We start from the raw sequence: 23,366 nt of genomic DNA, 5'->3' as shown, positions 1-23,366 counted from the left end.
CTGCGCCTCAGCCGAGGTAGAGCTTCTTGACCTTGCGAGCCCGCACTGCCCAATCGAACATGAGCCGGGTGCAAACGACGCCGGTGAACAGGCTGACCGCGATGCCCACGATGAGCGTCACAGCAAAGCCCTTGATGGGACCCGAGCCGTACTGCGCCAGGATGAGGCCCGAGATCAGCGTGGTCACGTGGCCGTCGAGGATGGCGCTGAAGGCCTTGTCGTAGCCCACGTCCACCGCCGCCCGCGGGCTCTTGCCCTGCCGCAGCTCCTCGCGGATGCGCTCGTTGATGAGCACGTTCGCGTCGACCGCGATGCCGACGGTGAGCACGAGGCCCGCGATCCCGGGCAGCGTCATCGACGCGCCGAACATCGCGAGGATCGCCACCTGGAGCACCATGTTGAAGAGCACGGCGAGGTTCGCGATCGCGCCCGCGCGGCTGTAGTAAATCTGCATGAACAGGAGCACGAGGACGACGCCGGCGAGGCCGCCCTTCGCGCCCTGCACGATCGCGTCCTGACCGAGCGAGGGGCCGATGCGCTGCTCGTTCGAGGGCGAGATCGGCGCGGGCAGCGCGCCCGAGCGCAGCACGAGCTCGAGGTTGCGCGCGTCGGTCACCTGCTGATCGACGTTCGCCGATCCCATCGTGATCGTCGCGACGCCGCCCGGGATCTTCGTCTGGATGACCGGCGCGCTCTCGACCTTCTGGTCGAGGATGATCGCGAAGCGACGCTTCACGTTCTTCTCGGTGATGTCCTCGAAGCGATCACCACCGACGCTCGTCATCTTCATCTGCACGAGCCAGCCGCCGAGGCCGCGATCACTCGGATCGGGCATCGCCTGCGCGTCGCTCACCATGTCGCCGGTGATCTCGGCCTTGCTGAAGAGGTAGTAGGTCCTCCAGCCGACGTCCTCGACGAGGTCCTTCTCCTCGTTGTAGGCCTGGTACTTGCCGAAGCCGATCTCGTGATCGTCCGGCACCGAGAGCGTCGCGGCCCACTCCCGCAGGCGCTCGAGCGCCTGGCGCATGTCCTCGCCCTCCATGTGCTCGAGGACCGCGTAGTAGTTGACCTTCTGCTTGCCGGGGCCGACCGAGACCTGCTCCTGCTGGAAGCGCAGGCCCTTCACTTCCTTGTTCTTCGGGTTGCGGACCTCGGCCTCGAAGTAGTTCACCTCGTCGTCGAGCAGCTTGAACTCGAGGCGCGCCGTACGGCTGACGATGTCGCGGATCTCGGCGAACGTCTGATCGTTGTCGCCCGGGATCTCGATGATGATGTCCTCGTCGCGCGTGGTGACGCCGGCCTCCTTGAGGCCCATGCTGTCGACGCGGCGGAGCACCGTCTCCTTCGCCTGGGCCACGGCCTTGTCGCGAATCTGGCTCTCGACGTCGCCCTTGATCCGCAACGTGACCCGCTTCCGATCCGACGAGAACTGCCGCTGCATCTCCTGGAACGGACGCATGAACTCGTCGTTCACCTTGTCCGCGTCCGCCGCATCCTCGAAGTGGATGAAGAGCGTGCCGACGTGGTCGCGCGACTTCTCGACGCGCGCTTTGCCGGTGAGCTTCTTCAGGTCCTCGATCGACGCCTGCTGCTCCGCCCCGACGATCCCGTAGGAGCGCGCGAGCGTCTGGCGCAGCTCGTCGTAGTACCGATCGCGCTTGTCCTTGATCGCCTCGTCGACGTCGACCGTGTAGACGAGCCGCAGACCGCCCTTCAGATCGAGGCCGCGCACGAGGCGGAACTCGATGTTCGAGAGCAGCCACTCGCGCACGCCGCGGTTGCCCACGCGCGCGTCCTCTTCGACCTTCGCGCGCTCCTCGGGCCCGAGCCCCGACCGATCGATGCGGCCGTACCGCTCGTCCGAGTACGTCGGGTAGATGGCGAGCCACGATCCGAGCGCGAGGAACAGGACGAACCCTGCCTTGACGCGCCACGAGAGATCGATCGTGTTCAGCGCGCAGAACAGGGCCCACGGGACGCAGAGCCCGAAGGTCGCGGTCGCCCAGAACACGTGGTAGTGCGCGGCGATCGCGGTGCAGAACGAGGCGATCGCCGACATGATGAAGACGCCGCGCTTCGACCTCTGCCACGCGCCGAGCCCGAGGGACAGCGCGCCGAGGCCAGCGAATGCGTACTGGAGGATGTTGTAGATCATGGGAGGGTCGACTCGGGGGGGCGGTCGCGAGCCCTTCTTAGCCGAAGCGCGCGCGCTACGCTTTCTTTTCCTGCGCCTTGTCCTTCGCCTCGGCCGCGGGCTTCGGCTCGCCGTCGACGCCCTGGATGGCCCCCTTCAGGACCTGCACGTTCACGCCGGGCGCGATCTCCAGCTTGACCGTCCTGTCGCCGACCTCGATGAGCTTCCCGATGAGCCCTGCCTGGGTGACGACCTTGTCCCCGGGCTTCAAGGCGGCCTCGAGATCCTTCTGCTTCTTCGACTGGCTCCGCGTCATCAGAAACACGAAGAGCAGCGGCAGCAGGAAGAAGAGGATCGTCATCCCGCCGAAGGGCTGCCCTCCGCCGCCGCCGCCCTCGGGGGACTGCGCGGGAGCGCCCTGGGAAGGCTGGGCAGGGGCGGGCGCGGGCGGGGCGCCTTGGCCCGGAGAGACGGTGGTCGGCTGAGACAAAAACAGCGTGGTCACGAGGCGGTAACCTCCACGGGGACGAAGCTTGGCTCCCCGAATGCGAGCCCCCGATCATTCGGAAAGCGGCCGTCCATACCCACGATCGCGGTTTCATGCAAGGAACGGCCGGAGACCCTGGAACAAATGGTCTCCCCCTTCCCGTGCCTCCCGGCCCCGACCGTCCCGGGTCCCCTCCTCAGCACCCCCGGTTTCGTTTTTTTTCTTGACCAACTCGAAGGGGCTTGGTACCGATGCGCCTCCCTCGACGCACCGCACATCGGCGGGCGGCGGAGGAAGCAGTACAGGCGCGTAGCTCAGTGGTAGAGCACTACCTTGACACGGTAGGGGTCGCCGGTTCGAACCCGGCCGCGCCTACAAAGTTTCGTTACGAGGACCTTTCTGCAGGTTCCCGCCTCATGGCGGATGCCGCCTGCCCGTCCTCGTGAGGACCTTTGGGGTCAGCAAGGACGTCGATGACGTCCGGATCGTCCGAACGGCTGCACACGTGGTGTGCGTGATGCACGCCGGGCGAGCGGCGCGCATTGTGCACGGGGTCTCCGTCGTGCACGCGACGCCCGCGGTTCCCGCGCGTGGAGAACACGTAGCCCGCGGAACGCACCCGGAGAACACCACGCGCGGCGTGAGGCATCGGACCGCCGCGCCCCAGCGTCTCCGGGCCATCGTCCTCGGGAAGCCCGCGCGAGCGGCCTCCCGACCGGCCTCCGCCGGCGGAGAACGAGCGCCGGGCGTGACTTCGGGCGCGGAGGCAGCTTGCGCCCGTTGATAACGCGGACCATCCGGGCGAGATTGTGGAGGCCCTGCTCCCGTCATCCCGACGGGCGAACGGGGCCGACCGCGGATTGTCAGTAGATCACAAGCAAGGAGACAGCGAGACCACACATGAGCATGCGACGCTTCGACCCTCGGCAGGCCCAGCGAGGACCGCAGATCCGAATCAACCAGCGAATCCGGGTTCCGGAGATCCGGGTCATCGGGGAAGAGGGCGAGATGCTCGGCATCATGCCGACCCACGAGGCCCTGCGGCGCGCCCAGGAGCGAGGCCTCGATCTGGTGGAGGTCAATCCCAAGGCCGACCCGCCCGTCTGCAAGATCCTCGACTTCGGCAAGTACAAGTACGACGAGAAGAAGAAGGCACGCGAGGCGAAGCGCAAGCAGAGCGTGGTCGAGATCAAGGAGATCAAGCTCCGCCCGAAGACGGACGATCACGACCTCGCGTTCAAGTCGCGCGCGGCGCTCCGCTTCATCGAGGCCGGTCACAAGGTCAAGTTCACCGTGCGCTTCCGCGGCCGCGAGATCACGCACCCGGAGAAGGCGCAGGAACAGCTCGACTGGATCGTGCAGCAGTGCGAGGAGCTCGCGAACGTCGAGGTGCGACCCGCGATGGAGCAACGCACGATGACGCTGCTCATCGCGCCCAAGCCCGCCGTCATGCAGAAGGTCGCGCAGGCCCGCGCCGCCGCCGAGAAGGCGCGGCAGAAGGCCATCCAGGAGGGCCGCACCGCGCCGGCCTTCAACGAGCAGGACGAGGCGCTCCGCAAGCTCGAGGAGCAGCTCGACGAAGAAGAGGACGATGACGAGGATGACGACGAGGAAGAGAGCTGAACAGCTCTCCTCTTCGCACGTCCGCGGCGAGCAGCGAACGAACCTCGTTCGCTTGCTCGCCGCGCTCCTGATCGTCCTTCCGCTCGTAACCCTCCCTTTCGCCACACGCGCGCTCATCGATCGCGGCGCCTCTTCCCTCGGCGCGCAGCTCGCCGATGCTCTCGATCGCGCGTTCGCCTGGCGACACGCCGACGAACACGACGACCGCGCGCACGACCCCGCCTCCCTCGATCTCGGCCTCGACCTCCCGCACGTACCCGGGCTCGACGTATTGCAAACGCCCGCCGCGCCGCCGCGCGAGACACATGATCCGGCACGGAGAGGTTCGTCCGCGCGATCCCCTGCGCTGCGCGGCGGCATTCATGTGCGCGCCGAGATCGTTGCGCGGGCGGTGCAGAGCGGCGTCGTCCCCTCGGGCGTGCCCGTCCCCGCGCGTGGACCGAGGCCCGCGGGGCTCGCGCTTCAGGGCGTCGGTGGCTTCGGCGCGGGGCTACGTGACGGCGATGTGCTCACGCGCATCGGCGGCGCGCCGGCGACCTCGGTCGGCGTTGTCGTCGGCGTGGTCGCGGGCGCGCTCCGGCACGACGCGAAAGTGATCACGGGTGAGGTCTGGCGCGGCGATCAGCGGATGAGCGTGGCCGTCGAGGTCCCGCCGATCCGCCTGCAAGGCGCCCAGACTCCGGGCCACACGCGGCCGAAGACCCGCGGCCCGGCCAAGCGCGCTCAGGGCCCGAACAACCCGCCGTAGTACGCGCTGGCCGCGAGCAGCAGGATCGCGGCGGCGACGTAGAGCCACATCACGTTGCTGCCACCGGCGGCCTCGGCGGGCTTCGCGAGGCTCTTTTTCTTCGCGACCGCGGCCGTGCTCTCCTGGCTGAGCTTCGCGTCCGCGCGCTTCTTCCCCTTCGCGACCGCCTTCACGGCCTTGCCGCTTTTGCCCGCGGCGTCCTTGACCTTCGTGGGCGACGGCATCCTCGTCGCGACCGGCGCGCTCTCGACCTCGCCTTCCTCTGCCTTTGCTTGCGGCGTCGCCTTGACCGTCTCGGCCGGCTCGCTGACGACCGCGCCCTCGTCCGCCTTCGCTTGTGGCGTCGCCTTGACCGTCTCGGCCGGTAGGCTCTCGATCGGCGCGCTCTCGTCGGCCTTTGCCTGCGGCGTCGCCTTGACCGTCTCGGCCGGCAGGCTCTCGGTGGGAAGGCTCTCGGCCGCCTTGCTCTCGGCGACGTTGTTCTCCGCGACGTTGCCCTCGGCTGGCTTGCTCTCGGCGACGTTGCCCCCGGCTGGCTTGCTCGGGACTGGCTTGCTCTCCGGGCCGCGCTCGCTCCTCACGGGCGCGGGCTCGGACCGCCCCGAGCGCGCCTCACTGCTCAGCGGCGCGAGATCCATTTCCTCGGCCCATTTGCCGATGTCCTCGAAGTGCGACACCCGCCCGCGCGGCCGCTCCTCGGGCGGCGGCGGCGCGGCAATCTCGGGCTTCGACTTCTCCCGCGGCGCGCCGGGCCGCGGCTCGTCTTGCAGCGAGTTGAACTCGAGCAGCGCGGCCTCGATCAGCTTGTGCAGCGTCGTGTCTTTTTCCTGCGCCGTGGTTTTCCGCAGCGCCACGACCCCGCTCACGAGCTCGGCGACGTCGTGCGCGCCGACGGGCTTGCCCAACTTGAACAAAAAGCCGTTCAGGGCGCGGCCGAGATCACGCGCGCTCTGGTAGCGCTTCTCCGGCTCACGGGCGAGCGCGCGGTTGATGATCGTCTCGAGCTCCGGCGGCACGTCCTTGTTGAGCGGCGCGAGCGGCGGCACGACGGCCTCGCGGACCAGCAACACGGTCTGCAGATCGTTTTCGCCCTGAAACAACCGCTTTTGCGCGAGGATCTCCCACAGGATGATCCCCACCGCGAACACGTCCGTGCGCACGTCGACTTCGAGCCCTTGGGTCACCTCGGGCGAGAGGTAGCCGAACTTTCCTTTCACGATGCCGGGCTCGCTCTTCTCGAGCTGGCTCGTCGCTTTCGCGAGCCCGAAATCGACGATCTTGATCTCGCCGTATTTCGTGAGGAGCACGTTCGCGGGCGAGACGTCGCGGTGCACGATGCGGAGCGGCTGGCCCTCGGGGTTTTTCGCCTCGTGCGCGTAGGCGAGGCCGTCGCAGATCTTCTCGGCGATGTAGACGGCGACCTCCACCGGGAAGGGCCGCTTCATCTTGCGGATGTATTCGATGACGGCCTTCAGGTCCGAGCCGTCGACGTACTCCATCACGATGAAGTACGCGTTATCGCCGACGCCGATGTCGAATACCTGGGCGACATTCGAATGCGTGAGGTTCGCCGAGAGGCGCGCCTCGTCGAGGAACATCGCGATGAAGCGCTTCTTCTCGGAGAGGTGGGGCAAGACGCGCTTGATCGCCACCCGCTTCTTGAATCCCTCGATCCCCGCGCTCTCCGCGAGGAACACCTCGGCCATGCCGCCGGACGCGAGCCGATCGAGGACGCGGTACCGCTGCTGCTGATGCCCCTGCTTCATGCCAGAACGAGGACTACCCTCTCCTCGGCCGCCGGTCGAGCCCGCGCGCCGGGATCCCGCATCCTACCACGACAGGGGCCCCCGACGGATCCAGGAAGGACATCCCCGCGCACTTCTCCCTTGCCTCGGGCAAGCGCGCGTTCGTAGGCTGGCCCCCATGCTTCGACCTCGATCGAATTGGGGAATTGTTCTGGTTTCGGCCTTCCTCGTGGCCGCGCTGCCGATGGCGTGCGGGAGCGAGGTCGAGGGCGGAAACGGCGGCGCGGGCGGCGGCGGGGGGAGCGGCGGCGCGGGCGGCGCTCCCAATTTCGGCGCATGCGCCGGGCCCGGCCAGTGTACGCTCGTCAAGAATAGCTGCTGCGGCACGTGCAGCGAGCCCACGCTCGCGGACGTCGAGCCGGTGCACGTCGATCGCGTCGACGAATACAACACATTCGTTTGCCCCGAGCCCTCGGCCTGCCCCGCCTGCGCGGGCGCGCCGAACCCCGGCCTCTTTGCATATTGCGAGGCTGGGAGCTGCGCCGAGGCCGACGTCGCGGCGCATGCATTCAGCGCATGCACGACCGCCGCCGATTGCACATTGCGGTTCGGCATGAACTGCTGCGAGCCTTGCGCCGGGGGTGTGCCCGACCTCGTCGCGGTCGCGTCGAGCTCCCTCCAGGCGATGTACGATCTCGTCTGCGCGCCTCAGATGGGCTGCCCGGAATGCGCTCCGATTCATCCATCGGAATGGAAGGCCGATTGCGTGGCGGGGCATTGCGCGGTTGTCCCTGCCATGCCTTGAGGCCCGGGCCGAGACGCACCCATTCCCTTGCGCGGAGCGACGCGCGCGCTCGCCGGGCGTGAGGCCGAGGAACGCCTCGCCGACGCCTCGAGAACTGGCCCCCTGACACGAGGATCATGGTCGAGAAGGCAAGGAATGAAGGATTGGTGGCTCATACAGCCGCGCTTTGGCAACGGCTGTGCCGCGCGCGCCCTCGACCTTCACCCTTGCGACCGCGCTCCCCTCCCCTGTAGCATTGCCTTTATGTTGCAACGATCTCGCCTTGGATTTGTACTCGTATCGGCCCTCGGCACCGCGGTCCTCGCGGCTGCGTGCGGGGGCGGAGGCTCCACCGGGTTGCCCGGGACCACGTCGAGCGGCACGGGCGGCGCGGGCGGCTCGAACAGCGGGGGGAACGGCGGCATCGGCGGGGACGGCGGCGATATCTTCGTCGGCTCCTCGTCGGGCGTAGGCGGCAGCGGCGGCACCCAGACGCAGGGCTTCGACGTCCTGCCGAGCGCGCCGCAGGAAATCACGGTCGTTGCGGGTCAAAATACCCCGACGGTCACGTACACCTCGTACCTCGACGGAAACCCCATCAGCGCGGGCTGGAGCGTCGATCGCGGCGAGATCGGCAGCGTCCCTTCGGGACCGGCGAGCACGGCGACGTTCACGCCGAAAGGCACGGCCGGCGGCGTCGTCCGCGTCCGCGCCGGCCTCAACGGGCAGGTCGTCGAGCGGAATCTCCTGGTCAAGCTCACATCACAGCAAAATGGGGCGGACCCGAACAACCCCGCGCAGCAAGGGCAGATCGCCACGACGATCCCGCAGCTCACGGAGGGCGGCGGCGTCGGGGGGGTCGGCGGCGAGGGCCTCGGCGTCGGCGTCGACAATCCTGTCGTGATCGCCGCGCTCGACATGCCAAGCGGCAATGGGCAGGCCGAGGGGCTGAAATTCCTCTATCCGTATGATCGCACCGTTTGGCCGCGCGGCATGACGGCGCCGCTGCTCCAGTGGGAATCGACGCTCGGTGACGTCGACGCCATCAAGATCGATCTCGCCACCACGAGCGGCTCGTTCTCGTGGAAAGGCACGTTCGGCAAGCCGCAGATCCTCGCGCAGACGGGGCGCCCGTTCCTTCGCCACCCGATCCCGCAGGACGTCTGGGCCATGGCCACGAATACGGCGGGCGGAAAGACGCTCGACGGCACGCCCGATCAGCTCATCGTGCGCCTCACGGTGGCGAAGGGCGAGGTCGCGTATGGCCCGATCACGGAGACGTGGACCGTGGCGCCGGGGCGGCTCTCGGGCGCCATTTATTACATCTCGTATGGGACGAAACTCGCGAAAAACCTGAGCGGCGCCGTCGGCGGCGACGGCATGTTCGGCGGCGCGGTGCTCTCGATCAAGGTCGGCGACACGGCGCCCAAGCTCACGGCGGGCAAGAGCGGCTCGGAGGCGGAGTGCCGCGTCTGCCATTCCGTCGCGGCGGACGGGTCGCGCCTCGTGGCCACGGCCAACGGCGGCGGTACGCGGTGGGCCTACGATATCGCGCCGAACATGGTGACGGAGAAATCGCTCCCGAATGGAAGCTCGTTCCCGGGCATCACGCCGGACGGCGCGCTTGCGCTCACGACCGGGGCGACGCTCGTCTCGCTCGCGAGCGGTGCGATCGTGCCGAGCACGGGGCTCACAGGGACCGCCACGGACGTCGGGACGCCCTCGTTCTCGCCGGACGGCAAGCGCGTCGTGTTCAATCCGATGACGAGCGCGTCCATCCCGACCCCGCGGCAGAAGCTCGTCTTGATGGATTTCGATCCGGCGACGAACGCCTTCTCGAACCCATTGGTCGTCGTGGATAACGCCGGACAACCCGCGGAGACGCGGCCCGGCTGGGCGGCGTTTTTCCCGGACGGCAAGGCTGTCGTATATCACCAGCAGATCGCGGCGGGCGTCGACGGCAACACCCTCGGGGATCTGCGCACGAGGAAGGGCGCCAAGGCGTACATCGCGATGGTCCGCGAAGACGGCGCCGCGCCCGTGCCGCTCGACCAGCTCAATGGCAAGGACGCGGGCAACGTGTACCTGCCGAAGCTCGCGCAACCCGTGGCGATGGCCTGCACGGGTGACGGCGCGCAGGTCGGCGGCATGAATGCGGACCACGGCGACGATGTGAACTTGAACTACGAGCCGACGGTGAACCCGATCGGGTCGGGTGGGTATGCCTGGGTCGTCTTCACGAGCCGCCGCATGTACGGCAACGTCGCCACGATCCCGCCGTTCTGCAGCGATCCGCGCGGCGTGAACCTCTTCACGAACATCACGCCGAAGAAGCTCTGGGTCGCGGCCGTGGATCTCAACGCGCCGGCGGGCGTGGACGGGAGCCACCCGGCGTTTTACCTCCCCGCGCAGGAGTTGCTCGCCGGCAATGCGCGTGGCTTCTGGGTGCAGGAGCCCTGCCGCGCCGACGGCGCCGGCTGCGAGTCCGGGGATCAATGCTGCAACGGCTATTGCTCGCCCGATCCGATGGGCAGCGGCGCCCTCGTCTGCGGCGACACGCCTCCGAACGGCATGTGCTCGAACGAAGGCGACAAGTGCACGACGGCGGCCGATTGCTGCGACCCCGAGCTCATCTGCCTGAACGGGTTCTGCACGCTGGACGGGCCGAAGTAAGGCCCACGCGAAGGCGCGGGGGTCCGAAAGACCCCCCGCGCCTCGGGATTACCGCCGGAAGGGGCCGCGGAAGCAGAGCCGCTGGCAGGCGCGCAGGGACTGGAAGTTGTTCATGTTCCCCTGGCAGCCGCCGTAAGTGAAACGCACGCACCGGCCGACGGCCGGGTTGAAGGCATACCGGCGGAAAGCCCCGCGGCACGGGCCGGTCACGATGGGCTGATTGCAGATCCGCCGCGCCGGTTGCGCGGATAGCGGCTCCTCCACGAGATCAGTGTTTTCCTCCACGTCCTCCGCCGCCGACGCGGGCAGCACGAACAAGAGCGAAATCGCTGCCAAGACACACGCGAGTCCACGCTTCATGGTACACCTCTCCATTTCGAGCGGAGCCATGCCGGCGAGCCCGCTCGGTCGAAACATAATGCGCACGTCCACGGTGTCCCCTGGCTGGGGCGTCCTCGTGCGCTTGGATAGGTGGAAGCAGAGGCGGAACAGGCGGAGGCCGAAGCAGAAGCCTCCGCGGGAGTGGTCAGTTCTTGATCTTTGCCTTGAGCGCCGCGGCTTGCGCGAGCAGCGCGCGCGCCTGCGCCTCCAGGTCCTCGGCGGCCTGCGCTTGCGCCGCTTGCTCCGCGGCAGCCTTGGCCTCGGCCTCGGCCTCTTCTTCCAGCTTCTTCAGGAGGGCCTGACGCTCTTCGAGCTGGGCCAGGAGCTCGGCGATCGACGTCTTGACCTCGTCGATCGTCTCCTCCTCCTCTCGCGGGGGATCGCTATAGAAGAAGCTGTCGGCGAAGTCCGGCGGCAGCGTGGTGTCCTGAAAGGGCAGCTTTGCGAGCCCGCCGTGGGACTCCTTGCGGGCTGCATTGACCTTGTCGATGAACTGCTTGCGCATGCCGATGTCGCGGAAATCGCGGTTCTTGCCCTGCGCCTTCTTGCGCAGCTCCTCGGCGTTTCGCCCCGCAGCGATGAGCGTGTCGGCCTCGGGCGCGAAGGAGATGAGCGCCGGCACGCCGCACTTCATGAGGGTATCGCTCCAATCGGCCATGGCTGCGAGCTGCCCGCCGAGCACGGGCCGCCGGAATTTCCCGAGCGGCTTGTTCTTGAAGAGGGCCGTCCGTAGTTGCTTGCGTGTATTGCCATGCGTGTGATCGTCGACGGTGCGCGAGACGCGACCGGCGAACGTGTCGAGCCCCCCGTCTGCCCTGTCGACCGCGGCTTGCGCGAGCGACAAGAGGTCGAGGAGCGCGATTTCTTCGAGAAGAATGATCTTCCACTCCTCGCGGAGCGCCTGGAAGATCGGCAGATGGGGTGCCGCCAACGGCTCTTGGAGGGCTTGCGCCAGGGTGTATTGAAGCTCTCGCAGGAGGGTGAATAGGGCGATACGATAACTGAGAACGCGAACACTCATCTCGGCCACCGTACTCAGCCGCTCCGGATGATGCAACAGGGTTTTGCATGACCGACGCGCGTGGCGGCTGTGCCGGGACGAGCTGCGGCCGTCGTGCTCTCGTCATGGGCGCGCGCCGAACCGGCCACGCGTTTGGCGGTCGCGGATCCAGGGGACCGTGAACGGGGACGGGCTGCGGGGGACGGGGGTTGTTTGGCTGCGGAACGACGAAGGGCGCGGCAGGCCGGGGGCGGTTTCGGCGCGGAACAGGGGGGGGAGGCGAGCGAGGCCTATTCGAGGGAGGAAGGAGGGGCGGCTGCGGAGGGAGCCGGGCGTGGTTTCGCGAAACAAGCAGAGGTAGGGATTTGCGTCCGGGAATTGTTTCGCCCGGGAGGCCGGCCGGCGCGGCGTACTCGGGACGGGGCGTGAGGGCGAACGGGAGACGGTCCGAACGTCGAGCCATGGTTCGCAGGCGGAACTGGGGGCGGCCGCGTCGCCCCCAGGCAGGTGAGGCGCGATCGGGGTGGGTGGCCGCCGGAAAGGAAGGATGTTCCGCGGCAGAACAGGGGGCGGCTGCGGACGCAGAGGTCGTTCGGCGCGGCGAGGGATGGACGCGCGGGGCGTCGATGCCCGTTCCGCAAGGACGTGAGCGATTGCGCATGATGCCGCGCGTGGTCCGTTACTGCATCTGTCAGGGTCGAGATGTCTCTTGCGCCTGTTCGCGGGCTGCATGCACAAGGACCGCCAGGCACCGGCCGATTCCTTCGATCCAAACGCGTCGCCCGATCATGTAGGGGGAACATGGCGCGCGCTACGATCCCCTCTCCGCTCACGACCGAGCTGGTCGCGCTTCGTTCCCAGGTGGCAGGTCTTCTGCAACGTCGGTCGGACGCCCTCGCGACCGACAGGATGCAGGAGCTCATGCTGCGGGCCTTCGCGGCCCTCTCCGACTACACGCCCCACCCCGACGGGGTGCGTCCCTTTTTGTTCGGCATCGCCAAGAACCCTCCGCAGTGAGGAGAAGCGCCGGGCACGGCGCGAGCGCGAGCACTTCTGTCCGGACCTCGGGGATGCCGAGCGCACGGCGACGCCTGACGCGTCCCCGGAAGAGGGAACCTTTCGTTTCGAGGCCCGCCGCGCGCTCCTGTGGGCGTTGATGACACTTTCGCCGGAGCAGCTCGCCGTGCTCATCCTCGTCGACCTCGCCGAGTGCTCGTGCTCGGAGGCGGCCGAGCTGCTCGACATCCCGCTCGGTACCGTCAAATCGAGGCTCCTCGCGGCGCGCACGAACATGCAGCGCGCCCTCGGTCCGAAGGAGCAGTACCTCGGCGCCGTGCCGCTCGCCTTCTTCCGCCGCCGTGCCCTCGTGCGCAGGCTGGTCGACTACGTGTACCCGTTCGGGCACTTGCTCCTCGCGTCGCTGTTCTTCGCCCTGTACCGGCCCCTGCCGCCGGAAGCGCCTGCCGTCGCGACCGGCGCTACGCACGTCATCGGGGCGTCGGCGGCAGGCGTGGCAAAGGCGGCGGAGGTGTCGGGCTCGGCGACAGCCCCCACGCCGTCGCCGCTTTCGTCGCCGCCGCTTTCGTCGCCGCCGCTTTCGTCGCCGCCGCTTTCGTCGCCGCCGCTTTCGTCGCCGCCGCTGACGACGCCTGCGCAGAGGACTGCGCCATCGCCCGATCCGTTCGTCGTGAAGCCCTCGTCGCGACGGCATTCTCCGGTCGGTGGGAAGGGTTGGTCCTGGTAGACGCTGCCATGGGGTCGCGTTATTTCGCGGGGATGCGCCGTCTCGGACTCGTCTCGGTTCTCCTTTGCGGATTCGTGTCGCCCGCATGGGCAGAGTCCCCGATCGACACCACGGAGGAGGGCGAAGAGAGCGCGGACGACATGCGCTTCCGTGCGCTCGCATCTCTCGGGGATCACGAGCGCACGGCGGGCCATCTCCGCGCGGCGGCGAGGGCCTACATGGCCGCGCTCGACGTGCGCTCCGATCCGCTCGTCGACGGGCGGCTCGGAGTGCTGTTCGTGCAGCTCGGTCGCCCCGAGCTCGCCCCCGAGCTTCTGCTGGACGCGATTCACCGCGCGTCGACGACGCCGAAGGAGCGTGAAGGATTCTTCAAGGCGCACGAAGTGGCGCGCGCGCAAGGATCCTGGATCGAGCTCATCGTGTCGCACGCGGGCGCGCAGGTGACGCTCGACGGGGAGCCGAAGGATACGGGCGGGCACACGGCATCGTGGTTCTTCGTCCGCGCGGGCGAGCACGTGGTTCGCGCGAAGCTCGATGGATACAAGGAAGCCGTGGAGACGTTCACGGCGCTGAAGGGCGAGGACCGGCCGGTGCGGATCACGCTCAAGCCGCTGCCCGCGCCCCCTCCGTCCGAGCCAGCAGTGTATGCGCCGAAGAAGAAGCCGCCGAAGATCGTCGCCCCCGCGGTGGTGGCGGGCGAGACGAAGTTGTCGAAGCAGGAGGACCCGTACGCGGACGACGACAATCCGGCGACGAACCGAGGCGACGGAGAAAAAAAAGGCATGCGGGGCTCGATCGGCGCGGGGCCGGTCGTGGTGTTTGGCGTGGCGTCATGGAAGCCGGCAGTGGGGTTGGTCGTGGGGGCGAGTTTGCGGCCGAGCGAGTACGTGTCGCTCGGGCTCGAGGGGCGCGGCGCGTGGCTGACGTCAGGCATCGCGGACAGACCGATCAACGCGATGACGGCGGGCGCGCTCGCGAGCGTCTGCGGACACTACAAATGGTTTTTCGGGTGCGCCCTCGGGCACCTGGGGGTGCTCAATGTCGACATCACGGGCCAGGGCTACAACCGCGCGAATCATTCGTTTGTCAAGCCCGGCGTGGGGGGCCGCGTCGGCGCCAAGGTTCGCGTGACGGAGTCCTTCGCGCTCCAGGCGGCAGTTGATGTTCTCGCACTGTCGAGCGGCGTGAAAGTGGTTGTTGGACCAACAGTCCTCGCGGATCAGCCGCCGGTTATGTTCGGCGCACAGCTCGGTGGAGGTTGGGAGTTTTGAACATGCACAAGATGTATTTTTTGGTGTTCGTTTTGTCCTTCGGTGTGATCGGCGCCTCCTGTACGGCGCCTCCGTCCTTCGTTCCTGTCGAGTGTGATCCCGACTCGTTTTTCCCGGCGCCCGAGTGCATCCCGGACGCCGGCACCGACGCAGGCGACGCGGAGGCCGGCGCCGACGAGCCCGACGGGGCCCAAGCCGCCATCTGCCCCGGCCGTTGCGTCCCCGAGCCGAGCGGCGCGTCGGCCGGCGACTGGCCACGCACGCCGATGTTGCTCTGGTTCGGGCCGCGTGAGCTCGCGCCCGCGAACTGCGACGAGGCACGCAAGCTGGGCGGCTACGGCGACAACGTGGAGTTTATCGAAAAGTACCGCCGCTATGCGTTCCTCGAAGCGCCGCCCGCGGCGTGCGCGTGCACGTGCCCGGACGCGGGAGGGGTCATGCACCAAGCTCCCCGAGACGATCGAAGTCCGCGCCGGCACGTGCGCGGAGGACGGGGCCTCCGCGCTCCCTTTTGGCGGACCCGCCGGCTGGGACGGCTCGTGCACGAGCATGAACGCCCTGCCGGCGGGAGCGGACTGCGGCGGCGAGCCTTGCGCGCAGTCGGTGGGGGCCTCGCCGCTCCCCGGCCCGACGAGTGAGTCCTGCCCATCCCTCACGAAGCCGGCCAGCTTCACGACCACGACCGACTGGAAGTGGATCGGCCTCGCCTGCGAAGCGAAGGAGCGCGAGGGCACGTGCGAGACGTCCACGCACCGATGCATGTACGATCTGCCGTCCCCGTTTCTCCAGTGCGTCGCGCTCCGCGGGAAGCACGAGAAGTGCCCTGGGAACTACGATCGCTACAACCCCATCCATCTCTACGGGGAGTTGCCGGTCGACACGCGCGGCTGCACGGCATGCACGTGCGGCGGGGAGCCTGTGGGGAGCGGGTGCAAAGGCAAGTTGCACTTGTACGGCGACGCGGCGTGCACGGTCGAGGCACACAAGAACGCGATCTCGTCGTTCGTGGATCAGTGCGTGAACGTTTCGCCACCTGGCGGAGCACTCGGGAGCAAGGCGATCTCCGACCTCTCCTACGTGCCCGGCCTCTCCCTCGCAACGGGCGGAGAGCCGACGGGCGCGGCCTCGGAAGACCCTGCAGAGGTCGTGACGTTCTGCTGCCTCGCGCCGTTCGACCTGCCGCCCGCGTAGGACCTACGCCCGCTTTTTTTCGCGTTCATCGATCCGGATCGCCTCCCCGGTCACGTAGTGCAGGTGAAGGGCGAGACGCGGGCCTCCGGCGGGCGCGCGTGCTGCACGACCGAGGACTCGACGACCGGCAGAAGTGGGCGATGAGGGCGCGTGTATCTGGGCAAGCACCTCTCGCCTCCATCGCCCTCTTCTGCCGGTCGTGGGTCCTCGATCTCAGGCAGCGGTGACGTTCTGGCGGCCCACGAGGAAGGCGGCACCGGAACGTGACTGGCAGATCACGTCGTGCGCTTCTGCCTCATGCGCACTTCCAGTTCCTTGCGAAGCGTCCGGCGTTCCTTCGGGTCCAGCTTGCGAGCGAGGTCCGCGATCCGATCCAGCTCGCCGTCCTCCGGAAAGGTGACGACGCACAGCGACGGCACGCCGAGCGCATGCGCGATCCGCCCGACGGTCTGGATGGTGATCGCCGCCAGGCCGTGCTCGATGCTCGACAGATGGCCTTTTGATGTCGCCGAAGCCTCGGCGAGGTCCTGCAAGGACATGCCGCGCTCCTTTCGTAGCGCACGAATGCGCGCGCCGACCTTCATGCAAAAGACATCGGGTTCCGTTCTTCGGGGCACTGTCGTTCTCCCTGCTCACGCGTAAGGGTGCTGAGCCTCCTACCATGGACGCTGCGGAAAGACAAACCCCGGGACAAACGTTGGCGAACCGCCGCGCATGTGGGAACCGGTTTTTTTGAACCCGTCACACCATGGCGCGAACGAGGTGGGGGACAGCCACGCGCGCGGGCCGCGCGGCGGCTTTGGGTGCGGCTCGGGTCAGACGTTGAAATGGAAATGCATCACGTCGCCGTCCTTGACGACGTATGCCTTCCCTTCCTTGCGCATCTTGCCGGCCTGCGCCGCGCCGCCCTCGCCGCCGAACTTGACGAAATCGTCGTAGGCGATGGTCTCGGCGCAGATGAAGCCCTTCTCGAAATCCGTATGGATCTCGCCCGCGGACTGCGGCGCGGTCGCGCCGATCGGGATCGTCCAGGCGCGCGCCTCCTTCGGGCCGACCGTGAAATACGTCTGGAGCCCGAGCAGCGCATACGCCTCGCGGATGAGGCGATTCAGGCCGGGCTCCGTGAGCCCCAGGGTCTCCAGGAACTCCGCGCGCTCGGCGGCGCCGAGCTGGGCGACCTCCGCCTCGATCTGCGCCGAGATCACCACGGACTTCGCGCCGTCCTTCGCCGCGCGCTCGGCCACCTTCGCCGACAGGGCGTTGCCCGCCGCGGCCGCGGCCTCGTCGACGTTGCACACGTACAGCGCGGGCTTCGCGGTCAGGAGCTGCAGCATGCGCCACGCCTTCTGATCGTCGGGCTCGACCTTCGCCGTGAACGCAGGCCGGCCCGCGTGGAGCTGCTCCAGCGCGAGCTTGAGGAGACGCAGCGTGCTCGCGCCCTCCTTGTCTCCGCCGCGGATCCGCTTCTCCAGGTTGGGGATGCGTTTCTCCAGGCTGTCGATGTCCGCCAGCATCAGCTCGGTCTCGATGATGTCGAGATCGGCGAGCGGGTCGACGCGCCCCTCGACGTGCGTGACGTCGTCGTTCTGGAAGCACCGGGCGACGAAGGCGACGGCGTCGCAGTCGCGGATGTTGGCCAGGAACTGGTTGCCCAAGCCCTCGCCCTTGGACGCGCCGCGCACGAGGCCCGCCACGTCGACGAAGTTGATGCGGGCCGGGATGATCTCCTTCGAGCTGGCGAGCGCCGCCAGCTTGTCGAGCCGCGGCTCGGGCACGGCCACGTCACCGACGTTCGGCTCGATGGTGCAGAACGGGTAGTTGGCAGCCTGCGCGGCCGCCGTCTGGGTCAGGGCGTTGAAGAGGGTGGACTTGCCGACGTTCGGCAGACCGACGATCGCGACTTTCAGGGCCATGGCGCAGTTCGGGGGGTAAAGAGGGCCGCGCGACCTAGCACGTCCGAGGCAGACGCACCACCCCCCGAGCCGGCGAGCGAGCGGCTTTTCAGGCCGCGTCGTGCCGATGCAGCCGGTCGCTCCAGAAGCCGAAGACGGGCTTGCGCGCGATGCGCCCGTGGTGGTCGAGGCAGATCCGCTCGATGTCGTCGGCCTGGGTCGCGTTCTCGACCTCGACCGAGAGCAGCACCTTGCCCGCCTTGACCTCCCGCTCGACGTCCTTGAGCACCGGATCGGGCTCCCCCGCGCCGACGAGCCCGCCGCCGAGCGCCCCGGCCGCGCCGCCGCCGAGAATGCCGAACAGCGCCGCGGCGAGCGGCCCCGCCGCGATGAAGCCGAGCGGCCCGAGCACGAGCCCGGTGAGGAGGCCGCCGGCTGCCGAGCCGACGAGCGCGCCTGTGGTGACGCCTTCCCGCGCGCTCGTCTCGGCGAGCGGCACGTCGTGCCGATTCACCTTGTCGTGGTGCAAGAGCACCGTGCACGCCTCGGAAAGCCCGGGCAATGCGCGCACGACCTGCATGCACGTCTCGGCGTCTTTCTCGTTATCGAACAAGGCGAAAAGCACGTGTTGCATGGCATCCTCCCTAAACAGGAGCATAGCCCGTTATGCAGTAAGGGCAAGCGGACGTTGCGCGATTGTATGTCTCAGCCGATCCGTCCGGCCGCACGCGCCGCGGCTTCGACGGCGTCCATCGCGTTGCGGAATATCTCTCGCGCGAGAGTGGCGCTCTCGCTGGAGAGGCCGACGCGTGGGAATGGATTCAGCTCAATGAAATGGGGGCCACCGCGATCGAGCACGTAATCGACGCCGGCGACCGTGAGCCCGAAGAGCCGGGCCGCCCGGCGCGCGTGCGCGACGATGGCCTCGTCCGGCGCCCACGCCTCGAACGAAGCGCCGGGCGCGTTCTTGATCCAGGTGCTCTCATTCTGGATTCGCACGCCGAACGCGTGATCCCCGAGCAGGAGCACGCGCACCGATTCCCCGTCGAAAAACGGCTCCGCCGTCGCAATTCCGTCCCACGGCGGGATGTCCCGCGCCGACCGGATGAGGTGCTTTCCTTCCCCTCGATGCTCCTCGCCAATCTTGAGCACGTAGGGAAAGGGCAGGAGCGGCTCGCGGGTGAACCGCGATTGCACGACGGGGTGATCGACGAGCCCCGCGGCGACGCAGCGGGCGAGCGCCGCGTGACGCTGGGAAGCGTCCTGCAAAGCCGCGGGATCGGGCCAGCAGGGAATGTTGTTTTCAGCGAGGATACGCAGGTTGTGCTGCTCGACGTCCTTGTCGCGGACGTCGGCGAAATAAATAACGCCGCGGAAATCGTCGGTGGCGCTCCTCCGGCGGTGGAGGCGCCCGGCGATCACGTCGAAGGTGATCGCGGAGAGCACGGGGGCCCAGGCGGGCCGCTCTTTCAAGAGCGGGAGCGTGGCGGCAGGCTCGCCGGTGAGGAAGAGGAAACGCGGCTGCACGATCAGAGGCAGGACCCTATGCGGGTGATGGACCGCTCGTCTTTGACCTTTTCGACCCTGCGCTGACCGGCCACGGCGTAGGTGATCGTCGAAGACCACGTCGTGCGGAGCTCCTCGACGAACCCGTCCGCCCCATAACGACCTTCATCGGTGCCGACGTCGTCCCACCCTTCGAGCGTGGCCCCGGCCCACGTTTGCTGCGGCGCGCGCGACGTCCAGTCGATCTTCACCTCGATTCCCGCGGCCTTTCGCGCTGGGGTGACGCCACGCCATTGGAGGGTCCGCGCAGGCCGCCTGTCCGCGACCAACGACGTCCGCTCCCCTTGGATGAAGATCGGGCGCGTTTGTTTCGGTTCGTCCTTCTCCCACGCCCATCCCTCGCCGGCTCGCGGGAGGTCCGGGACGACGAGGTGCAGGAGCGCGTCCGGGGCGTCGGTTTCGAAGACCTGCTCCAGCATGAGCTCGGTGACCATCGGCTCCGCGACGAGCACCACGTCCCGGATCCCCGCGCTTTCCGATTCACGCGCCGTGCCCCGCATCGAGACGATCTTCGCGAGCTCCGACGGGTACGACGCCGGGGACGCCGCGTGGGGCGCCGGATCCATCTCCCGAGGGAACACCTGGAACTCGATGTCGCCGCCCGCGGCGCGGCGCACGCGAAGCTCGTAACGGATGTGGCGCGCCCCCGATTCGATGCTCGCCTTCACGTCGAACCGCGCGCATATCGGCGCGTCCTCGAGCGTGGCGCCAGGGACGCCTCGCTCGATGCGGCTCAGACGATCGGGCCGATTCGACAACGTCGTCGGCGCGGAAGGGGCCGGGGCGGCGTGCTGCGAAGAAGCCCCACACCCGAGCACGCACATCACGAGGGCGCAGCCGCTCGATGGCATCCAGGACGATCGCACGGCGCGACGATACCGGTGTCCTCTGCGTCGTCAAGGTGGTAAGCACGCAACCAGGGAGGCCCTCGTGACAAACGACCCGTTGTGGACCGGCGCGCTGCTCCTGTTCCCGCGGCGCATCGCCGAAAACCTCGCGCGCGTGGAAGAATCCGGCCTCGTGCCGCGCGCACCGAACCTCGTGCAAATCTCGCTCGGCGTGATTCGCATGTGGGTGCGCCTCGCGACGCGGCCCGAGACCATCGGCACGTGCACCGAGCATCACGTCCGCCCCACGCTCCGCGCGCGCCTGCTCGCCTACCGCCCGCTCCGCTTCCCGTTCCTCCTGCGGGAGCGCGCGATCGCCCCGCTCGATTTCTCCGGCCTCGCGAGCTCGCGCGAGCGCATCTTGCGCCACCTGCTCGGCGCGCACCACGACGCGAATCAGTTCGCCTACGACCTCGAGCTGCTCGGCATCCACCCCGGCGCCCTCGAAGAGCTCGGCGAGCGCGTGCGGCGCGTGGTGAACGGCGAGGATCCGCGCGCCGAATGGCTACGGGATCTCGTGGTGTTCGAGGGCTACCACGAGAACCTGCTCGCGGCCGTGGAGCACGCGCTCGCGCACGGCGTGCGCCTCGCGCCGCACGAGGCCGACGATCCGGACACCTCGTTCACCGGCTACCTGCGCTGGTGCGCGCGAATGCCCGCCACCTGGGACGAGGCGATCCCGGCGCTCCTGCGCGGCGAAATCGATCTCGGCGCCTACGAATACGAAGCGGGGATGGCATGACGACAAAAGACTTCCTCACGCTCTCGCACGCCGAGCTTCGTTCCCTGCTGGAGCGGGGCCACCCGATCGATCCGAGCGCGCTCGACGACAGCGAGTACCGCGGCGTTTCGCTCGGGCTGCCCGCGCCGATCGTCGCGCTCACGTGGCTGACCTTCCGCAAGACCTTCCACCGCGATCCGAGGACGGGCGCGCTGCGCGGCTGGAACGTCCGCATGCAGCAGGCGGGGCTCGACGGCCCGCGCGAGCCCATGCGCGACGCGAAGGGCAAACCGCGATGTTTCGGGTTTTACGAGGTAGGCGACGGGCGCGCCTACGACATACCCGTGGCCGCGCGGCACGGCCTGGTGATCGATTACAACCGGGCCCACGAAAACCCTCGTTTCGATCCGATTCGCCTGGGGCGCGATCCGCTCGTCTCGCTCGACGAGGGGCGCGTGGAGCGCCTGCTCGGCTGGACGTACCTCGATCTCGGCCTCGCCCGGGTGAATACGCCGAGTTATTTCCTGCTCGAACGAGAAGGGCCGCTGTCGTACATCCCGTGATGGCGAAGCGGGGAGCCTCTTCGGTGCGCAGGCGCGAAGCACCATGGCTCATGCTCGGGCTCTTGCTCGGGCTCGCCGCGGCGGCGTTTTTCCTGCTCCGACAGCCGCCGGCCCCCACCCCCCTCACGCCCGCCCCGCCGCCGCCCGCTCCGGCCCCTGTCGCGGCGCCCCCGCCCCTTTCCTACCCCACCCCCTTCTCCGTGCCGACGGCCGCGCTCCCGCCCCGGGAGGCACTCCGGCCGGGCACGCTGCGCCTTCTCGTCGTCGGCGACTCGGTGTCGAACTTCCTCGGCATGGCACTCCGCTATCGGCAAGAGGAGGCAGGGACGTTCGTCGCCCTTCGTGGGGTCGGCGATTGTTCCATCTTCGAGGCCAAGACACGCATCGAGAAGGGCAAGACCGTGCGGGGGACGAGCTGCTCGGAGCACTGGGTCCGGGACGCCGCCGAGCTGCACCCCGACATGACGCTCGTCGTCATGGGCGGCGCCTTCTTCAACGAGAAAGCCTGCGAGCCGGCCTGGCAAGCCTCCTACGAGAAGCGCATCTTCGAGCTCGCCGACGGAATGGGCACGAACGCAGGCCGCATCGTGCTGACGCGGGTCCCTTATCCCATCAAGGACTGGCGGCACGGAGACGTCCCAGCCCGGGTCGATTGCTTCAACGAGATGCTCGAGCGGGCCGCCCGGAAGCGCAGATGGCCCGTGCTCGATTTGATGGGGCACGTCTGCCCGACCCCCGCGTGCCGCATCGACAGCGACGGCCAGCCCATCCGGCCCGATGGTCTGCATTTCGACGGCGTGGGCGCCGAGGAGACCGCGCGATGGGTCCTCGGCGAGCTCAGGCGTTTCGCGCGCGAGGAGCGCGATGGGGGGCTTTGAGAGGATGGTTCCCTGCGAGGCGCGGAGCTGGGGCTTTGCCCCAGACCCCACCGGGGCTGTCCGCCCCTGGACCCGGACCAGCGAGGCGCTGGACCCGGGGTCGATGAACTGCGCGGTGCGCAGTTCATCGAACAGCCGCCAGTCAAGACCCTCAACGACCTTGCCAACCAAGGCAGCAGCGCTGCGGGTTCAACTGGCAACGCACACGTCGCCAGCTTAAGACGCACCTCCATGGTCTTGCCACGGGCCCGTTGGAAGAACTGCGCGGAGCGCAGTTCTTCCACCTTCGGTCCAGGCCGTGCCTGGTCCGGGTCGAGGGGCGGACAGCCCCCGCGGGGTCCGGGGCAGCGCCCCGGCGCTACGCCCTCAAGGCGCGCTCATCGCGCAGCGGACCCCGAGGTAGCCGCAGCGGTACGTCGTCTTGAAGACGGCCGTCTTCCCGGCTTTGACCTCGTCCCCGCTGTCGCGCCAGCTCCCGCCACGCCCGAAGCGGGCCGAGCTCACGACGTCGTTGCCCGTCGTGGTCCATTGAAAGATGTTGCCCGCGAGATCCAGCACCCCTTGCGGGTTCGCGCCGGCCGGGAAGCTGCCGATCGGGCAGGGTTCGTTTCGCTTCGTCTTTCCGGACCAGCAGAGCTGCTCCGCGGGCGGCTCGTTCCCCCAGGGGTACGTCCATGCTTCCGGGCCGCCGCGCGCCGCCCACTCCCATTCCTCGCCGCTGGGAAGGCGCTTGTTTTGCGCTTTGCAGTAGTCGGTCGCCTGCGTGAAGTCGATGCAGATCATCGGCAGGTTCCCTTTCCCCTCCGCGCCGTACGTCGAGGGATCGCAGACCTTGACGGCGCCGTCGTTGCATTTCTTCGATTGCACGCACGCCGCATATTGATCCGTCGTGGCCAGGTTCACGTCGAGGCAATAGTCCTTCACGGTCACCTGGGCCTTGATCGCGGCGAGCTTGAAGGAGCCGCCCTTGATGCGGACCATTCCGGCCGGGCATCCGCCGGTGTCCGGCACGCTCGGCGGCGCCGGCGTGGCCGCGGCGGTTGGCTGCGGCGCCGCGCTCGCGACGGGGGCCGCCGAC

General features: G+C 68.4%; 23 protein-coding genes and 1 tRNA gene. 13 read left to right on the top strand and 11 right to left on the bottom strand.

Annotated elements, in window-relative coordinates; translation table 11 throughout:
• Positions 1 to 7: 7 nt before the first annotated feature.
• Entirely contained in the window at positions 8 to 2,155 is a 2,148-nt protein-coding gene (gene secD, locus E8A74_RS20145; RefSeq protein WP_136930662.1) for a protein translocase subunit SecD, read from the bottom strand.
• Between the two features lie 55 nt (positions 2,156 to 2,210).
• Positions 2,211 to 2,639, bottom strand: a complete 429-nt coding sequence (yajC, locus tag E8A74_RS20140) for a preprotein translocase subunit YajC (RefSeq protein WP_232379664.1) — start codon at positions 2,637 to 2,639, stop codon at positions 2,211 to 2,213.
• A 285-nt stretch (positions 2,640 to 2,924) separates the two neighbouring features.
• Here yajC and E8A74_RS20135 point away from each other — a divergent pair.
• The 3 genes from E8A74_RS20135 (at position 2,925) to E8A74_RS20125 (ending at position 4,992) form a co-directional block, all read left to right on the top strand.
• Positions 2,925 to 2,996: transfer RNA gene (locus E8A74_RS20135), tRNA-Val, on the top strand.
• 525 nt (positions 2,997 to 3,521) lie between these two features.
• Complete coding sequence (gene infC, locus E8A74_RS20130; RefSeq protein WP_136930661.1) at positions 3,522 to 4,244, top strand: translation initiation factor IF-3; 723 nt, start codon at positions 3,522 to 3,524, stop codon at positions 4,242 to 4,244.
• A complete protein-coding gene (locus E8A74_RS20125; RefSeq protein ID WP_136930660.1) occupies positions 4,222 to 4,992 on the top strand; it encodes a hypothetical protein in 771 nt (256 codons plus the stop codon). Before infC ends, E8A74_RS20125 begins: the two co-directional genes overlap by 23 nt.
• On the opposite strand, the gene E8A74_RS20120 is transcribed toward E8A74_RS20125, so the two are convergent.
• The gene (locus E8A74_RS20120) at positions 4,968 to 6,758 is read right to left on the bottom strand and encodes a serine/threonine protein kinase (RefSeq protein WP_136930659.1); all 1,791 of its coding nucleotides are present in this window, start codon (positions 6,756 to 6,758) and stop codon (positions 4,968 to 4,970) included. The two genes, E8A74_RS20125 and E8A74_RS20120, sit on opposite strands and share 25 nt — an antisense overlap.
• Positions 6,759 to 6,915: 157 nt before the next feature.
• Here E8A74_RS20120 and E8A74_RS20115 point away from each other — a divergent pair, with 157 nt between their 5' ends.
• Both E8A74_RS20115 and E8A74_RS54025 read left to right on the top strand, forming a co-directional pair.
• On the top strand, positions 6,916 to 7,542 hold the full coding sequence (locus E8A74_RS20115; protein ID WP_136930658.1) for a hypothetical protein: 627 nt from the start codon (positions 6,916 to 6,918) through the stop codon (positions 7,540 to 7,542).
• A 243-nt stretch (positions 7,543 to 7,785) separates the two neighbouring features.
• On the top strand, positions 7,786 to 10,194 hold the full coding sequence (locus E8A74_RS54025; RefSeq protein WP_211365405.1) for a TolB family protein: 2,409 nt from the start codon (positions 7,786 to 7,788) through the stop codon (positions 10,192 to 10,194).
• A gap of 48 nt (positions 10,195 to 10,242) precedes the next feature.
• On the opposite strand, the gene E8A74_RS20105 is transcribed toward E8A74_RS54025, so the two are convergent.
• On the bottom strand, positions 10,243 to 10,554 hold the full coding sequence (locus E8A74_RS20105; protein WP_170229246.1) for a BPTI/Kunitz domain-containing protein: 312 nt from the start codon (positions 10,552 to 10,554) through the stop codon (positions 10,243 to 10,245).
• Positions 10,555 to 10,720: 166 nt separating this feature from the next.
• Complete coding sequence (locus E8A74_RS20100) at positions 10,721 to 11,596, bottom strand: hypothetical protein (protein WP_136930656.1); 876 nt, start codon at positions 11,594 to 11,596, stop codon at positions 10,721 to 10,723.
• A gap of 780 nt (positions 11,597 to 12,376) precedes the next feature.
• Here E8A74_RS20100 and E8A74_RS54020 point away from each other — a divergent pair.
• From E8A74_RS54020 to E8A74_RS20080, 5 genes are all read left to right on the top strand, one after another.
• Positions 12,377 to 12,592 carry a hypothetical protein gene (locus E8A74_RS54020; RefSeq protein ID WP_211365404.1) on the top strand — a complete coding sequence of 72 codons (216 nt, stop codon included), beginning with the start codon at positions 12,377 to 12,379 and terminating at the stop codon, positions 12,590 to 12,592.
• Positions 12,593 to 12,719: 127 nt separating this feature from the next.
• Positions 12,720 to 13,319 carry an RNA polymerase sigma factor gene (locus E8A74_RS54015; protein ID WP_269749881.1) on the top strand — a complete coding sequence of 200 codons (600 nt, stop codon included), beginning with the start codon at positions 12,720 to 12,722 and terminating at the stop codon, positions 13,317 to 13,319.
• 32 nt (positions 13,320 to 13,351) lie between these two features.
• Positions 13,352 to 14,590: a peptidase associated/transthyretin-like domain-containing protein gene (locus tag E8A74_RS20090; RefSeq protein ID WP_136930655.1), complete on the top strand. Its 1,239-nt coding sequence runs from the start codon at positions 13,352 to 13,354 to the stop codon at positions 14,588 to 14,590.
• Between the two features lie 2 nt (positions 14,591 to 14,592).
• Entirely contained in the window at positions 14,593 to 15,228 is a 636-nt protein-coding gene (locus E8A74_RS20085; RefSeq protein WP_136930654.1) for a hypothetical protein, read from the top strand.
• On the top strand, positions 15,194 to 15,781 hold the full coding sequence (locus tag E8A74_RS20080; RefSeq protein ID WP_170229245.1) for a hypothetical protein: 588 nt from the start codon (positions 15,194 to 15,196) through the stop codon (positions 15,779 to 15,781). Before E8A74_RS20085 ends, E8A74_RS20080 begins: the two co-directional genes overlap by 35 nt.
• Positions 15,782 to 16,056: 275 nt before the next feature.
• Here the strand turns inward: E8A74_RS20080 and E8A74_RS20075 are convergent, their stop codons facing one another.
• The 5 genes from E8A74_RS20075 to E8A74_RS20055 all read right to left on the bottom strand — a co-directional run bounded on the left by E8A74_RS20075 (position 16,057) and on the right by E8A74_RS20055 (position 20,105).
• Positions 16,057 to 16,365 (bottom strand): helix-turn-helix domain-containing protein, encoded by a 309-nt coding sequence (locus E8A74_RS20075; RefSeq protein WP_136930652.1) that lies wholly within the window; start codon positions 16,363 to 16,365, stop codon positions 16,057 to 16,059.
• Positions 16,366 to 16,596: 231 nt separating this feature from the next.
• On the bottom strand, positions 16,597 to 17,694 hold the full coding sequence (gene ychF, locus E8A74_RS20070) for a redox-regulated ATPase YchF (RefSeq protein ID WP_136930651.1): 1,098 nt from the start codon (positions 17,692 to 17,694) through the stop codon (positions 16,597 to 16,599).
• 88 nt (positions 17,695 to 17,782) lie between these two features.
• Complete coding sequence (locus tag E8A74_RS20065) at positions 17,783 to 18,307, bottom strand: hypothetical protein (RefSeq protein ID WP_136930650.1); 525 nt, start codon at positions 18,305 to 18,307, stop codon at positions 17,783 to 17,785.
• 71 nt (positions 18,308 to 18,378) lie between these two features.
• Complete coding sequence (locus E8A74_RS20060) at positions 18,379 to 19,200, bottom strand: ATP-grasp domain-containing protein (RefSeq protein WP_136930649.1); 822 nt, start codon at positions 19,198 to 19,200, stop codon at positions 18,379 to 18,381.
• Positions 19,201 to 19,202: 2 nt separating this feature from the next.
• Positions 19,203 to 20,105 carry a hypothetical protein gene (locus E8A74_RS20055; protein ID WP_136930648.1) on the bottom strand — a complete coding sequence of 301 codons (903 nt, stop codon included), beginning with the start codon at positions 20,103 to 20,105 and terminating at the stop codon, positions 19,203 to 19,205.
• Between the two features lie 64 nt (positions 20,106 to 20,169).
• Here E8A74_RS20055 and E8A74_RS20050 point away from each other — a divergent pair, with 64 nt between their 5' ends.
• Genes E8A74_RS20050 through E8A74_RS20040 form a run of 3 tightly spaced genes read left to right on the top strand, consistent with a single transcriptional unit; the run spans position 20,170 to position 22,288 of the window.
• Positions 20,170 to 20,868: a hypothetical protein gene (locus E8A74_RS20050; RefSeq protein ID WP_136930647.1), complete on the top strand. Its 699-nt coding sequence runs from the start codon at positions 20,170 to 20,172 to the stop codon at positions 20,866 to 20,868.
• Complete coding sequence (locus tag E8A74_RS20045) at positions 20,865 to 21,410, top strand: hypothetical protein (protein ID WP_136930646.1); 546 nt, start codon at positions 20,865 to 20,867, stop codon at positions 21,408 to 21,410. The genes E8A74_RS20050 and E8A74_RS20045 overlap by 4 nt, the downstream gene beginning before the upstream one ends.
• Positions 21,410 to 22,288 carry an SGNH/GDSL hydrolase family protein gene (locus E8A74_RS20040; RefSeq protein WP_136930645.1) on the top strand — a complete coding sequence of 293 codons (879 nt, stop codon included), beginning with the start codon at positions 21,410 to 21,412 and terminating at the stop codon, positions 22,286 to 22,288. Before E8A74_RS20045 ends, E8A74_RS20040 begins: the two co-directional genes overlap by 1 nt.
• Before the next feature lie 366 nt (positions 22,289 to 22,654).
• On the opposite strand, the gene E8A74_RS20035 is transcribed toward E8A74_RS20040, so the two are convergent.
• On the bottom strand, positions 22,655 to 23,366 hold a 712-nt coding region (locus tag E8A74_RS20035), incomplete at its 5' end, for a formylglycine-generating enzyme family protein (RefSeq protein WP_136930644.1).

The sequence above is a fragment of the Polyangium fumosum genome (assembly GCF_005144585.1).
Taxonomy (GTDB): Bacteria; Myxococcota_A; Polyangia; order Polyangiales; family Polyangiaceae; genus Polyangium; species Polyangium fumosum.
This window is presented reverse-complemented; position numbering and strand designations above follow the sequence as displayed.